Here is a 13,281-nt window from a genome sequence, read left to right as displayed (position 1 = left end):
TAAGTTGCTTAGAATCTTATCTTATTTATCATTAAGTTAATACATTTCTTTTGGTGGGGAATTTTTCTTTGCCAGATGATCGCTAAGCCATTTGCTTAACTTATCCGATACAGTATTACTTGCTGAGATCAAAGCAGCGACTGCGCCAGTAGCATCGGCGGAAGGTGTAACTTGTTCGCTAGAAAAGTTTTCTTGAGCGAGTAATAGGCGTGAATTTCGCTCGATCAGGCTTGCACGCAATCGAATGATAGCCCGACTATTGTCTGGTTGATCAAATACCTGAGTAAATTCCTCAAGTTCGATAAGCAACGTATAGTTTGCCTTCAAGCTGTCATGACTACTGATAATACCTTTACGGGTAACAAGGTAATCTTTAATTCGCCAGGTGAGCAGTTTTGCAGGTGAAGCAACCCAACGACTGTTGGCATAAGCATAGGATCGTGCCGGATCATGATAGGAGAGTCGATACTGGATTGCTGGATTATCCAGCCATATAGGAGCATTAATGTCTGCCACGAAAATGCTTGTGTTAAAGGGAGTTAAGTTGCTATGGTCTGCAGGATGCTGTAGGCCAAGATCATAGACGGCTACTGGAGAATTTTTCTGCGGTGTTAAGGTACAACCAGTAAGCAACAAAAATACAATAACGAGTTTGATCATGGCATGATCTTCCGTGGCGGCACAAAACCGCTTTCTCCAGGGCCAGGCAAAGCAGGAGGACTACCAAATAGCAAACTTTGCGGCTGCTCTTCAAATTTAAGCACCATACGGTTGATACTGTAGGAGCTTTCTGTAATGGCCGTGCTGACTTCTCGCAATTTCTGCAAAGTATCAGCGAGTTCCTGGGTATTCTGTGTCAAGCCATCTACCAGGCCGTTTTCCTGATTGATTTTTGCTAGGGCTTGATTGATATCTGAAAAGAGCTGATTGGTCTGCTTAAACACAAGTCGAACCTCAGAAGTTAAATCAGGTATGGATTTAATACCTGATTGTAGCTGATCTGCCAAATTATCGTAGCGGCGGACAGCTTGTGCGAAACTGGTCAGAATAGTATTGATTTGCGTCTGGTTCTCTTCGTTTAACAGAGAATTGATGCGTTTGATAGCTTGGTTAGAAGTTTTGACTAAATCTTCGAATGAACTGGATAGTTCTTTGACGAAAGAGGGGCGCAAAGGGATACGTTCATCTGGTGATAATTGCTCGGTATCAGGTTCTTTACCTTCGATATTCATTTCGATAAAGGCGAGTCCAGTCAATCCCACGGTAGCTAATTGTGCATAGATATTTTTAGGGAAAACGATATGGCTGCTCACGGCGATGCGTATCAAGATCAGATTGGGATTCTCTGGATCGAAATCAATTTCTTCGACTTTGCCGACTGGAACACCACGATAGCGAACCGATGATTCAGGATTCAATCCTGCCACGGAACCCTCTTTCGATACTAGAATATAGTGGTTGTGAAGGATCTTCTGCTCACCAAACCACATGACAGCGGCAGCGGCTGCCATGCCAAGGATAATTACGAATAAACCCGCTGCAAGTGCATGGGCCCGGTTTTCCATTTATAGTCCTAATGAGATCAATGCCGATAGATATAGGTATTATGACACCAGGTCAGGAGGTAAGTCAGATATTGACGCTTATTACTTTGTTCGTGATCTGGGTCAATTTTACAACACTTCAATGGGATTTTGATAGACCATTGAGAATTTCTGCGCAGTAAGACTTGACACAAGTATTTTCTGCGGTAGTGTAGTGTAATCAAACTCTCAATTCTTACAGGAAAAACGATGCTTCAGTCTTTTTTACTGCTAATTTTTTCGTTGATAGGGATCATAGTAATCATTTTAGTGATTCCATTCTTGCGTCGTAACCTTGTTTCCAATTTCCTATTGAAAATTTTCCGCAAAATTCTTCCTCAGATTTCACAGACTGAACGGGAAGCACTCGATGCAGGTACAGTGTGGTGGGAGGGAGAGCTATTTAGCGGTAAACCAGATTGGCACAAATTACTGGCTTACCCCAAACCTGCTCTCAGTCGGGAGGAAAAAGCATTCCTGGATGGGCCCGTCGAGCAGCTTTGTGCGATGCTGGATGAATGGCATATTACCCACGAACGTCAAGATTTGCCACCACACGTCTGGCACTTCATTAAAGATAATGGATTCTTCGGCTTGATTATTCCTAAGGAATATGGGGGATATGGTTTCTCAGCATTGGCGCATTCTGAGGTGGTGATGAAAATCGGTTCGCGCAGTAACACGGCAGCAGTGACCGTCATGGTGCCAAATTCACTGGGGCCAGCTGAGTTACTACTGCATTACGGCACTGAGGAGCAGAAAAACTATTATCTGCCCCGTTTAGCGAAAGGTATTGAGGTGCCTTGTTTTGCCTTGACCGGACCCGAGGCAGGCTCTGATGCTGGCTCGATACCTGATCTAGGTATTGTATGCCGGGGTGAGTATAACGGTCAGCAAGATGTACTCGGCATGCGTGTTACTTGGGAAAAACGATACATTACGCTAGGGCCGGTTGCTACTATCCTGGGATTGGCTTTCAAGCTACGTGATCCGAACGGATTGCTCGGGGATCAAGAAGATCTTGGTATTACTTTGGCATTGATTCCTACCCGTACGCCAGGCGTGAACATCGGCCGTCGCCATTTTCCGTTGAATGGAGTATTCCAGAATGGCCCAAATTCTGGCAAGGATGTATTCATTCCTATGGAGTGGGTAATCGGTGGGCGTGGAGGGGTGGGTAATGGTTGGCGGATGTTGATGAACTGTCTGGCCGCAGGACGTTCGATATCGTTGCCTGCTACCAGTTGTGGTGCCGCCAAATTGGCTGCACGCACAAGTGGTGCTTACGGGCGGGTGCGTGTGCAATTCAAGACACCCATTGGTTTCTTTGAAGGGGTGGAAGAAGCACTGGCACGTATTGCTGGCAACACCTATATGATGGATGCAGCTAGAGTCATGACTGCTGGAGCAGTGGATCTGGGCGAAAAACCGTCAGTAATTTCAGCTATTGTTAAATATCATTTGACCGAGCGCGCTCGGCAAGCGATTATCGATGCTATGGATGTGCATGGGGGCAAAGCCATTTGTCTGGGACCGGGCAATTATCTGGCCCGCACCTATCAGCAAATTCCTGTAAGTATCACAGTTGAAGGTGCTAATATCTTAACGCGGAATATGATCATATTCGGTCAGGGTGCAATTCGTGGCCATCCCTACGCATTGCAAGAAATCAATGCAGCTAATGATCCAGACAAGAAACATGCTTCGATTGCATTTGATCGGGCACTGATAGGGCATATCGCTTTTAGTCTGCGTAATATTTTCCGTAGCTTCTTTTTTGGTTTGAGCAGCAAATATATCAAAGGGGTGCCAGAAGGTGTTCTGAGCGATACTACCGATTATTACCAACAATTGACTCGTTTTTCCGCCGCGTTTGCTTTATTTACCGATATTGCCATGCTAAAACTGGGCGGAGCACTTAAACGGAAGGAAAGGATATCCGCAAGACTCGGCGATATTCTTAGTATGATGTATTTGTGTTCTGCAACACTGAAGCGTTTTGAAGATGATGGACGACCTGTTGCAGATTTACCGCTATTGCATTGGTCGATTCAGGATGCGCTTTATCGTATTCAGCAGACATTCGATGAATTGCTGAAAAACTTTCCAGGAAACTGGCTGATGCTGGGGGTGATGCGAATACTCGTGTTCCCGTTAGGGAAGCGGTTTGCTCCGCCTTCAGATGAGCTTTCGCACACAGTTGCTCGACTGATTCTGGAGCCTGGAGAAGTGCGTGATCGTCTGACAGCAGGTATTTATGTTCCTGCCGCTGACAAAGAACCATTAGTACATCTTGAACAAGCTATGGAATGTGCCGTAGCATGCGACGCCATCGAGATAAAATTGCGCAACGCAATTAAGGCAGGTCAATTGACTACATCCAATAATGAAAAAGTGACCGAGGCACTGGAGCGCGGCATCATTAATCAAGAAGAAGCGGCATTACTCGAAAAGATGAAAGTACTGCGACGTCGCGTGATTATGGTCGATGATTTTTCTCCTGATTTTGGAAAAGTAGCAGGCACGACATCATAAAAAATAATCCTAAATTTTTCAGTGGGGCGAGATGGGTGTGTGGTTTTGCGAGTGCAGGGCAAGGCGCAACGACGCGGAATAGTTGCTCCATTCCAAGGAGTTGCAACGCAATCATGTGCTTGCAAAATCGTGCAATCTGTCCCGGCACGGAAACACCCGGAAGATGAGAATGAAATTATAGGAAAGTTTATTTATTCATAATGTTAACACCAGAACGAGCGATCATCTGAGGAACCTGGGATAATAATAGGGCAGGATTTTTACGAACAGTGTTGTCAATATAAACAGGGAGAAAACGTGACAAATCATCAGCACAGCAAGGCAGATGTCATTCCGGTAGAAGTTGCTAAAACACTGGATGGTTTGTTCAGAGAGCGAGTGCGTCGTTCACCTCAATTAGTGGCGTATCGCGATTTTAATGTCGAGACTGAGAAATGGTGTGATTACACCTGGGCTGAGATGGCGCAAGGAGTGGCACGTTGGCAAACTGCCATGTCGCGTGGAAATTTGTCTCCTGGTGATCGGGTCGCGGTAATGTCGAGAAATTGTCCACAGTGGGTGATGTTCGAACAGGCAGCCATCGGACTGGGTTTGGTGGTAGTGCCGCTTTATACCGAAGATCGTGCTGAGAATGCAGTCTATTGCTTGCAGGATGCGGGCGTCAAACTGTTGTTGGTGGAGAAACTGGCGCAATGGGAAGCATTTTCTCCAGTAAAAGATCAGCTCAACGAGTTATCACGCATCGTGATCATGACTTTATCCGAGCAGGAAGCGCTTCAAGTAAAAGATGATCGGGTCATTGCGCTGAGTAAGTGGTTGCCGGAGCAGGCGGGAGATACCCAGCATCTGAACAACGATCCGCATGCACTAGCGACGATCATCTATACCTCAGGCACAACAGGGCGTCCCAAAGGAGTGATGCTCAATCATCATAATATCCTGACCAACGCCTATGCTTCTGCTCAGGTCGTAACCATAACACCCGATGATTTGCTGCTTTCGTTTTTGCCCCTGTCGCATACATTAGAGCGTACTGCTGGTTATTATGTGCCCATGATGTGTGGTGCCACCATCGCTTATGCCCGCTCGATTCAGCAGTTACAAGAGGATTTACTCACGATTCGCCCAACCGTCCTTGTTTCGGTACCACGCATCTATGAGAGAGTGTATGCAGGCATACGCGCTAAACTGGATGAGGGATCAGCGCTGGCTAGAAAATTATTCGATTCGGCAGTAGAAGTGGGTTACAGTCGATTTGAACATCAGCAAGGGCGTGATTCCTGGCATTTGTCTCATTTGCTATGGCCATTGCTGGATAAGCTGGTGGCACGGAAATTGATGGATAAACTGGGGGGGCGTTTACGGCAGGCGATGAGCGGAGGGGCAGCACTCTTACCTGAAATTTCACGTGTTTTCATTGGCTTAGGATTACCGATATTGCAAGGTTACGGCATGACGGAAACCAGTCCGGTGGTTTGTGCCAATCGTCTTGATAATAACTTGCCCTCGAGTGTTGGTTTACCTATCTCCGGAGTGGAAGTCAAACTCGGTGAGCACGGTGCCTTGCTGATTCGCGGCCCTAATGTCATGCTCGGCTACTGGAACAATCTAGAAGCGACGCGGGCTATCATCTCTGATGACGGCTGGTTGAATACGGGAGATATTGCCAGTATCGATGAACAAGGACGCATCACGATTACTGGGCGGCTAAAAGATATTATCGTGACCTCGACGGGTGAAAAGGTGTCGCCAACCGATATGGAAGCCGCTATTCTGCGGGATCCGATGTTCGAGCAAGCCATGATCATTGGCGAAGGGCGCTCTTATTTGAGTGCATTGGTAGTATTGAGCAAGCGTGGCTGGGAAAGTGTTGCTGCACAGTGTCAAGTGCCAGCGGACTCGCAGCAAATGACGAAAAATGAGCAAGCAGAAGAAATCGTGCTGGAGGTAATTAGCCGGCAAATCCGTGAATTTCCAGGGTATGCCAAAATATATCGTGTGGCTTTAATCCCTGAGCCGTGGACAGTGGCGAATGAAATGCTGACACCTACCTTGAAATTAAAGCGGTCAAAAATTCTGGAACGCTATAAAACTGAGATAGCGCGTTTATATGCTGGGCACTGACAAAAATGAACTATCTTTGAATTACCTCTAATTGGTTATAAGCCGACAATGCTTAACATTCCGTATGATTCTGCACTACACGTTCCCTTGCCAGAAGGTCAACCCATATTGCGTACGGTACCGATGCCATCGGATACCAATTATGCGGGTGATATTTTCGGTGGCTGGATCATGTCGCAAGTCGATACTGCAGGTAGTATTCCCGCCATCCGGCGAGCACGAGGGCGCGTCGCAACAGTAGCTGTTAATTCTTTTGTATTTAAACAACCCGTGTTTGTGGGCGATATCGTCAGCTTCTACGCCAATATCATCAAGATAGGACGTACTTCGATTACTGTCGCTGTATCGGTTTACGCGCAACGCGGAGCACGGGAAGGTGGGGAAGAGATTTGCATCAAAGTGACCGAAGCGGTGCTGACTTACGTGGCTATCGATGAAAATCGGCGGCCAAGGGTGGTACCGCAGGGATGATTGGGTTAGTTGAAAGCTAAACTACTGATCGGCTATTAAGTATAAACATAAGCCACTCGATATTATGGCTCTTACCGTATTATTGGTGATGCAATAGATCACATTAATCTCGGAAGCAGAATTTTAGTTCTATGGCAAATAAGTAATGCAATTTAAACTAAGTCATGACCGAAAGAGTATCGCTGATGAGGATTTGTTGAGCGATCTTCAATGCGTTGCTCAAGAGCATGCCGATATTTGCTTGAAGCAGCGAACTTACAAGGAATTCGGGAAATATGGTGTTACCACCGTTATTCGCCGATTCGGATCATGGAATACCGCGATTGAAAAGGCTGGTCTTGAAAAGTTCGTCGAACGAAACATTCCTGATCAGAAGCTGTTTGCAGCTATCTATGATTTATGGATAAAGCTTGGGCGGCAGCCAAGCTATTCGGAAATTCAGCGACCCCACTGTTACTATTCAGCCAAACCGTATGAGCAGCGGTTTGGCTCTTGGAGAAAAGCACTTGAAGCGTTTGTAGAGTATATCAACACTAAGGAAATATCTACGCCATTTTCAAGAGCAAATGATATTCAACTTTTACAACACCGCAGCACTTCTCGTTCCATAAATCTAAGACTCCGTTTTAAGGTACTACAACGCGATAACTTTAGATGTTGTGCATGCGGTGTATCTCCCGCTATTACTCCTGGTATACAGCTCGAGGTTGATCACATTGTGCCATGGTCAAAAGGCGGAGAGACAGTAATAGATAATCTTCAGACCCTGTGTTTTGCCTGCAATCAGGGAAAGAGCAATCATCATGTGTCTCAGTAAGTTGCATAACATGGTTCTTAAATAATGAGTTTCTTACAATACCTCATTTACGACATAATCAAGTTGTTGAGAACCAACTTGACTGACGCGTGATCCATGTACCGGCAATCAAGTAGAGGAGAGGCTTAACCGCATCATTTTATTCAGATGGAGCGCTCCTTAAATGGCTCATACAAAATATGCAAGATACGTAAGAACAAATTTATTTTTACTCCTGCACGCTTGTCAAATACAAAGTGCTTCTATATAGGCTAACAGCAAATCATTTCAAAACAGGTTACAAAGATGCCAACTTTACCAAAGCGCTCCCGTATCTACCAGAATCATCATTTTGACAGTACCCGTTGGGATTATTTCGAGTCGCGCGACGATGACATCATCGTGGCAACATCATACAAGGCGGGCACGACCTGGACTCAGGCTATTGTCGCACATCTTCTTTTTCCAGATGGAAATTTCCCGGCTGCACCGGCGGAAATGTCGCCATGGCTGGATATGCGAATTATGCCGCTTGAAGTGATTTTGAATAGACTGAAAACACAGACGCACCGTCGCTTCATCAAGACGCATTTGCCGCTCGACGGTATGTTTTATAACGAGAAGATCAAGTACCTTTACATTGCCCGTGATGCGCGGGATGTTTTCATGTCGTTATGGAATCACTATAAGGGTATGAAGGATGAGTTCTTTACGTTGATGAATATGCTGCCTGGCCGTGCGGGTGATGAGTTGCCGCGTCCACCAGATGATATCCATACTTTCTGGCAGAATTGGATAACGCGCGGTTCGTTCGAATGGGAAACCGATGGCTGGCCGTACTGGTCGCATCTTTCCAATGTACAGTCTTGGTGGAATTTTCGTTACCTTCCTAACATTCAGCTATTCCACTACAACGACATGCTCGAAAATACCGAACGAGAGGTTCGTCGCATGGCCGCATTTCTGGAAATCGATGTGCCTGAGAATGCCTGGGTGGACATTATCAAGGCTGTTTCCTTTGCGGAGATGAAACGCCAGGGGGAGTTGTATGCGCCAGGGGGTGGTCATTTCTGGAAGGGCGGAGCGCAAACTTTTCTTCATAAGGGAACAAATGGTCGCTGGCGTGATGTTCTTTCTGACAAGGAGATGAGTCTCTATGAAGCTGCTTGTGATCGAGCACTCACCCCTGAGTGTCGTGAATGGCTCGGAAATGGTGGCACGATCTAATTAATTAGAATCCTACTCCAGGTGGTGAGTGCTTCTTGAGACAGTGGTAAAGGCTGCGACCTTTGGTAAATTACGATCATGTTATTGCGCTTAACCTGGATATTTCACCAATCTAGCGAAATATCCAGGTAAAATTAATTTGAATAAGCTTTAATTGTTGAAAAAAAAATTAATACAAACACAACATTGTTTCCATACAATGTCAGTATTGCTCAGGATTGACAAATTACATTGTCAAAATATAATCTATCTTCAAGTAGTTATCTCTGTGAATTACGTATTTAGTGAAGAAATCATCCATTTTAACTGGTCAAATTGCTTAACTCATAGTGTGTCAAGAGATTGACGCAGTGCTTATTCCCGAGTAGCATTTCTTGTTCTGATACTAAAGGATAAGAGGATGCGCACAAAGTTGGTTGTTGGTAACTGGAAAATGAATGGTAATTTTGTTCAGAACCAGGAGTTGCTCAATGCAATCATTCCAGGGACTAAAGAGTTACGGAATGTTATATGTGCAGTTTGTGCGCCATATCCTTATATACCAGCGGTGCAGCTTGCTCTGAAAGATACTCATATATTTTGGGGTGCGCAGAATGTCAGCCAATTTGATTTAGGTGCTTACACAGGTGAAGTAGCAGTAGAAATGTTGCTGGATTTTGCCTGTCGTTATGTGATTGTTGGACATTCCGAGAGACGGTCTTTATTTGGTGAGGATAACCATACCGTGGCCGAGAAGTTTAAGAAAGCCCAGAGCGCTGGTTTGATACCTATTTTATGTGTCGGTGAGACATTGGCGCAACGTGAGATTGATGAAACGGAACGAGTGATAGAAGAACAGCTCGATGCAGTGATTAAATTAACGGGTATTAATTCGTTAACGCAATCAGTTATTGCTTATGAGCCTATATGGGCAATTGGTACGGGCAGAACGGCTACTCCTGCGCAAGCTCAGAGTGTCCATGCGTTCATACGCAGCAAGATAGCTAAGCAAAACACAGAAGTGGCAGATAACTTGCAGATTCTTTATGGAGGAAGTGTAAAAGCGAGTAATGCCAGTGATTTATTTGCAATGCCTGATATCGATGGAGGATTGATAGGAGGTGCTTCGTTGATTGCTAATGAGTTTATTTCAATCTGTTCAGCCGCACAGCAATGATTTTTAAAGAGTAAAAAATGGAAACAATAGTTTGGTCGGTACATCTGGTGGCAGCGTTGGTAGTTGTTGTTTTGGTTTTATTGCAGCATGGAAAAGGCGCAGATATGGGAGCTGCATTTGGCAGTGGCTCGGCTGGAAGTCTTTTTGGTGCGAGTGGTTCAGCTAATTTTTTGAGCCGAACAACTGCTTTGGCAGCTGCAGTATTTTTTATCACTAGTTTATCACTTGCTTATTTTTCTGGTAGTGGAACTGAAAGTGCCAGTGTAATGAAACATTTTGAAGTGGACTCTGCTGAAGTGAAAGATGCTGAAAAAACAACAGATGCGAAACCTTCTTCTGAAATACCAGTAGATGATAAAGCCTCTAAGGCCAGGGAAATACCGGAATAATTAATATGTTGTTTGTAATTGGATTTAATCTCTATATTGAGTGAATTTTGTTGTTTGTTCGGAAATAATTGGCCGATGTGGTGGAATTGGTAGACACGCCGTCTTGAGGGGGCGGTGGCGAAAGCTGTGCGAGTTCGAGTCTCGCCATCGGCACCATTTCATGCTAATAGGATTGGTGGTTACGCAAGTAAATAAATAACGAGAATAACAATTATGCTAGATACAATGCTTGGTAATTATTTTCCAATTTTACTTTTCATTTTGGTTGGGTTATTAGTGGGTGCGTTATCCATGTTAGCAGGCTGGTTGTTTGCACCCAATCGACCCGATAGTGAGAAATTGTCACCCTACGAGTGTGGTTTTGAAGCGTTTGAAGATGCGCGTATAAAATTTGATGTACGCTATTATTTGGTGGCAATATTATTTATTCTGTTTGATCTGGAAATTGCATTCCTTTTCCCTTGGGCAGTTGTATTAAATGAAATTGGTATGTTTGGCTTTATTGCAATGTTAGTATTTCTCAGCATACTTATTGTAGGTTTTATTTACGAGTGGATGAAAGGCGCCTTGGAGTGGGATTGATATGATGGACGGTACAGTAGATAAAGGATTTATAACCACTAGTCTTGATTCTGTAATTAACTGGGGTCGTACTGGATCAATGTGGCCAATGACTTTTGGGCTTGCTTGTTGTGCAGTGGAAATGATGCAGACCGGGGCGTCACGATATGACTTAGATCGATTTGGAATAGTTTTTCGTCCTAGTCCGAGACAGTCAGACGTAATGATTGTAGCGGGAACGCTATGTAACAAGATGGCTCCTGCATTACGTAAGGTTTATGATCAGATGGCTGAGCCACGTTGGGTTATTTCCATGGGCTCCTGTGCAAATGGAGGTGGTTACTACCACTATTCATATTCTGTCGTTCGTGGATGTGATCGGATTGTGCCAGTTGATATTTATGTTCCAGGATGCCCGCCTACTGCTGAGGCTCTCCTTTATGGAATCATTCAGCTCCAAAATAAAATCAAAAGAACAAATACTATTGCCCGCTAGGTTCTAACATGTCGATTAGTCGTTTGGAAAAACTCTCTTCATCCTTGCAGAGCGTGCTCGGTAGTAAACTGGTAAGCTTGAATCAGCGCTTACATGAAATAACCATTCTGGTACGATCACAAGATTTGTTGGATGTGGCAAAAGTGTTGCGCGATCACCCTGAACTGAATTTTGATACGCTCATTGATTTGTGTGGTGTGGATTATTCTGCCTATACTCATGATTCCTTTGCGGGAGAGGGTCGTCAAAACAGGCGTTTTGCCGTTGTGTATCACTTGCTTTCGGTAAATCTCAATCATCGATTACGAGTAAGAGTATTTGTCGATGATGATGAATTTCCGATGGTCGATTCAGTAATGGGTATTTGGCCAGCAGTCAATTGGTTTGAGCGTGAAGCATTTGATCTTTACGGTATCATTTTTTCCAATCATCCAGATTTAAGAAGAATCCTCACTGACTATGGTTTTATTGGTAATCCATTCCGTAAGGATTTCCCGTTATCTGGATATGTAGAAATGCGCTACGATGCTGATCAGAAGCGAGTTATTTATCAACCCCTCACAATAGAACCTCGAGAGATAACACCTTATGTCGTCCGCGAGGATCATTACGGTGAAGAAAATAAGGTCGACTAAACATGAAATCAAAACATATCTTTTTTGATGTTAGGATTGCTTAGGATATGGCTGAAATACGTAATTACACCATGAATTTTGGACCGCAACACCCTGCTGCACACGGTGTTTTACGGTTAGTGATGGAATTAGATGGTGAAGTAATAAGGCGAGCAGATCCACATATTGGATTGCTACATCGTGCCACAGAAAAATTAGCTGAAAACAAGACCTATATTCAGTCAGTACCTTATATGGATCGACTGGATTATGTTTCCATGATGGTAAATGAGCATGCGTATGTAATGGCAATTGAGCGGCTATTACAAATCGAGGTTCCTTTGCGAGCTCAGTATATACGGGTCATGTTTGATGAAATAACGAGAATATTGAATCATCTGCTCTGGCTAGGAGCGCATGCGCTAGATGTGGGAGCAATGACCGTATTTCTCTATGCATTCCGTGATAGAGAAGATTTAATGGATTGCTATGAAGCCGTGTCAGGTGCCAGAATGCATGCAGCATATTACCGACCTGGTGGCGTATATCGAGATCTGCCTGATACAATGCCTCAATATCAGGTGTCGCAAATTCATGACGAAAAAGAAACAAAAAAAAGAAATGAAAATCGTCAGGGATCATTGCTCGATTTCATTGAAGATTTCACTAATCGCTTTCCGAAATATGTCGATGAATACGAAACACTCCTGACTGATAATCGTATCTGGAAACAAAGATTAGTAGATATTGGTGTAGTTACGCCGGAGCGCGCCAAAGCTTTGGGTTTTACGGGTCCAATGCTGCGTGGTTCCGGAGTGGCATGGGATTTGCGCAAGAAACAGCCATATGAAGTCTATGACCAACTTGATTTTGATATACCGGTAGGGGTCAATGGCGATTGTTATGATCGCTATTTAGTGCGTATAGAAGAAATGCGGCAATCCAATCGGATTATCAAGCAATGTATTGAATGGCTGCGTCACAATCCTGGTCCAGTTATAACTGATAATCATAAGGTTGCACCTCCTTCGCGTGTGGCCATGAAACAAAACATGGAAGAATTGATTCATCACTTCAAGCTTTTCACTGAAGGTATTCATGTTCCACCTGGCGAAGTATATGCTGCAGTTGAACATCCCAAAGGAGAATTTGGTATCTATATTATCTCTGACGGTGCTAACAAACCCTATCGTTTAAAAATTCGTGCACCAGGATTTGCTCATTTAGCGTCTATAGATGAAATGTCACGTGGTCACATGATTGCTGATTTAGTTGCGATTATAGGTACACAAGATATTGTTTTTGGTGAAATAGACAGATAAATAGAAG

At 44.3% G+C, this 13,281-nt stretch carries 13 protein-coding genes and 1 tRNA gene; 12 read left to right on the top strand and 2 right to left on the bottom strand.

Annotated elements, in window-relative coordinates; translation table 11 throughout:
- Positions 1–36 precede the first annotated feature (36 nt).
- Both BLV54_RS02490 and BLV54_RS02485 read right to left on the bottom strand, forming a co-directional pair.
- Entirely contained in the window at positions 37–660 is a 624-nt protein-coding gene (locus BLV54_RS02490; protein ID WP_090567287.1) for an ABC-type transport auxiliary lipoprotein family protein, read from the bottom strand.
- Positions 657–1,565: an MlaD family protein gene (locus BLV54_RS02485; protein ID WP_090567284.1), complete on the bottom strand. Its 909-nt coding sequence runs from the start codon at positions 1,563–1,565 to the stop codon at positions 657–659. The genes BLV54_RS02490 and BLV54_RS02485 overlap by 4 nt, the downstream gene beginning before the upstream one ends.
- Before the next feature lie 228 nt (positions 1,566–1,793).
- Here BLV54_RS02485 and BLV54_RS02480 point away from each other — a divergent pair, with 228 nt between their 5' ends.
- From BLV54_RS02480 to BLV54_RS02425, 12 genes are all read left to right on the top strand, one after another.
- The gene (locus tag BLV54_RS02480) at positions 1,794–4,118 is read left to right on the top strand and encodes an acyl-CoA dehydrogenase (RefSeq protein ID WP_090567282.1); all 2,325 of its coding nucleotides are present in this window, start codon (positions 1,794–1,796) and stop codon (positions 4,116–4,118) included.
- Positions 4,119–4,415: 297 nt separating this feature from the next.
- Entirely contained in the window at positions 4,416–6,242 is a 1,827-nt protein-coding gene (locus tag BLV54_RS02475) for an AMP-dependent synthetase/ligase (RefSeq protein WP_090567279.1), read from the top strand.
- 48 nt (positions 6,243–6,290) lie between these two features.
- Positions 6,291–6,713 carry an acyl-CoA thioesterase gene (locus BLV54_RS02470; RefSeq protein ID WP_090567276.1) on the top strand — a complete coding sequence of 141 codons (423 nt, stop codon included), beginning with the start codon at positions 6,291–6,293 and terminating at the stop codon, positions 6,711–6,713.
- A 145-nt stretch (positions 6,714–6,858) separates the two neighbouring features.
- Positions 6,859–7,530: a homing endonuclease associated repeat-containing protein gene (locus BLV54_RS02465; RefSeq protein WP_090567273.1), complete on the top strand. Its 672-nt coding sequence runs from the start codon at positions 6,859–6,861 to the stop codon at positions 7,528–7,530.
- A 285-nt stretch (positions 7,531–7,815) separates the two neighbouring features.
- Positions 7,816–8,736 carry a sulfotransferase domain-containing protein gene (locus tag BLV54_RS02460; RefSeq protein WP_090567269.1) on the top strand — a complete coding sequence of 307 codons (921 nt, stop codon included), beginning with the start codon at positions 7,816–7,818 and terminating at the stop codon, positions 8,734–8,736.
- Positions 8,737–9,136: 400 nt separating this feature from the next.
- Positions 9,137–9,892, top strand: coding sequence for a triose-phosphate isomerase (tpiA, locus tag BLV54_RS02455; protein ID WP_090567266.1), 756 nt, complete (start codon positions 9,137–9,139; stop codon positions 9,890–9,892).
- Between the two features lie 17 nt (positions 9,893–9,909).
- On the top strand, positions 9,910–10,281 hold the full coding sequence (secG, locus tag BLV54_RS02450) for a preprotein translocase subunit SecG (RefSeq protein ID WP_090567263.1): 372 nt from the start codon (positions 9,910–9,912) through the stop codon (positions 10,279–10,281).
- A 71-nt stretch (positions 10,282–10,352) separates the two neighbouring features.
- Positions 10,353–10,437 (top strand) — tRNA-Leu (locus tag BLV54_RS02445).
- A gap of 69 nt (positions 10,438–10,506) precedes the next feature.
- The gene (locus tag BLV54_RS02440; RefSeq protein WP_090567332.1) at positions 10,507–10,863 is read left to right on the top strand and encodes an NADH-quinone oxidoreductase subunit A; all 357 of its coding nucleotides are present in this window, start codon (positions 10,507–10,509) and stop codon (positions 10,861–10,863) included.
- A 1-nt stretch (position 10,864) separates the two neighbouring features.
- Positions 10,865–11,338: a NuoB/complex I 20 kDa subunit family protein gene (locus BLV54_RS02435; protein ID WP_090567260.1), complete on the top strand. Its 474-nt coding sequence runs from the start codon at positions 10,865–10,867 to the stop codon at positions 11,336–11,338.
- Between the two features lie 8 nt (positions 11,339–11,346).
- Positions 11,347–11,973, top strand: a complete 627-nt coding sequence (locus BLV54_RS02430; protein ID WP_090567257.1) for an NADH-quinone oxidoreductase subunit C — start codon at positions 11,347–11,349, stop codon at positions 11,971–11,973.
- Between the two features lie 47 nt (positions 11,974–12,020).
- Positions 12,021–13,274, top strand: a complete 1,254-nt coding sequence (locus BLV54_RS02425) for an NADH-quinone oxidoreductase subunit D (RefSeq protein ID WP_090567255.1) — start codon at positions 12,021–12,023, stop codon at positions 13,272–13,274.
- The last annotated feature ends 7 nt before the right edge of the window (positions 13,275–13,281 follow it).

The organism is Nitrosomonas sp. Nm33 (genome assembly GCF_900107265.1).
In the GTDB taxonomy this organism is placed as follows: Bacteria; Pseudomonadota; Gammaproteobacteria; order Burkholderiales; family Nitrosomonadaceae; genus Nitrosomonas.
Note: the sequence above shows the minus strand (reverse complement) of the source record. Positions and strands in the feature narration are given on the sequence as shown.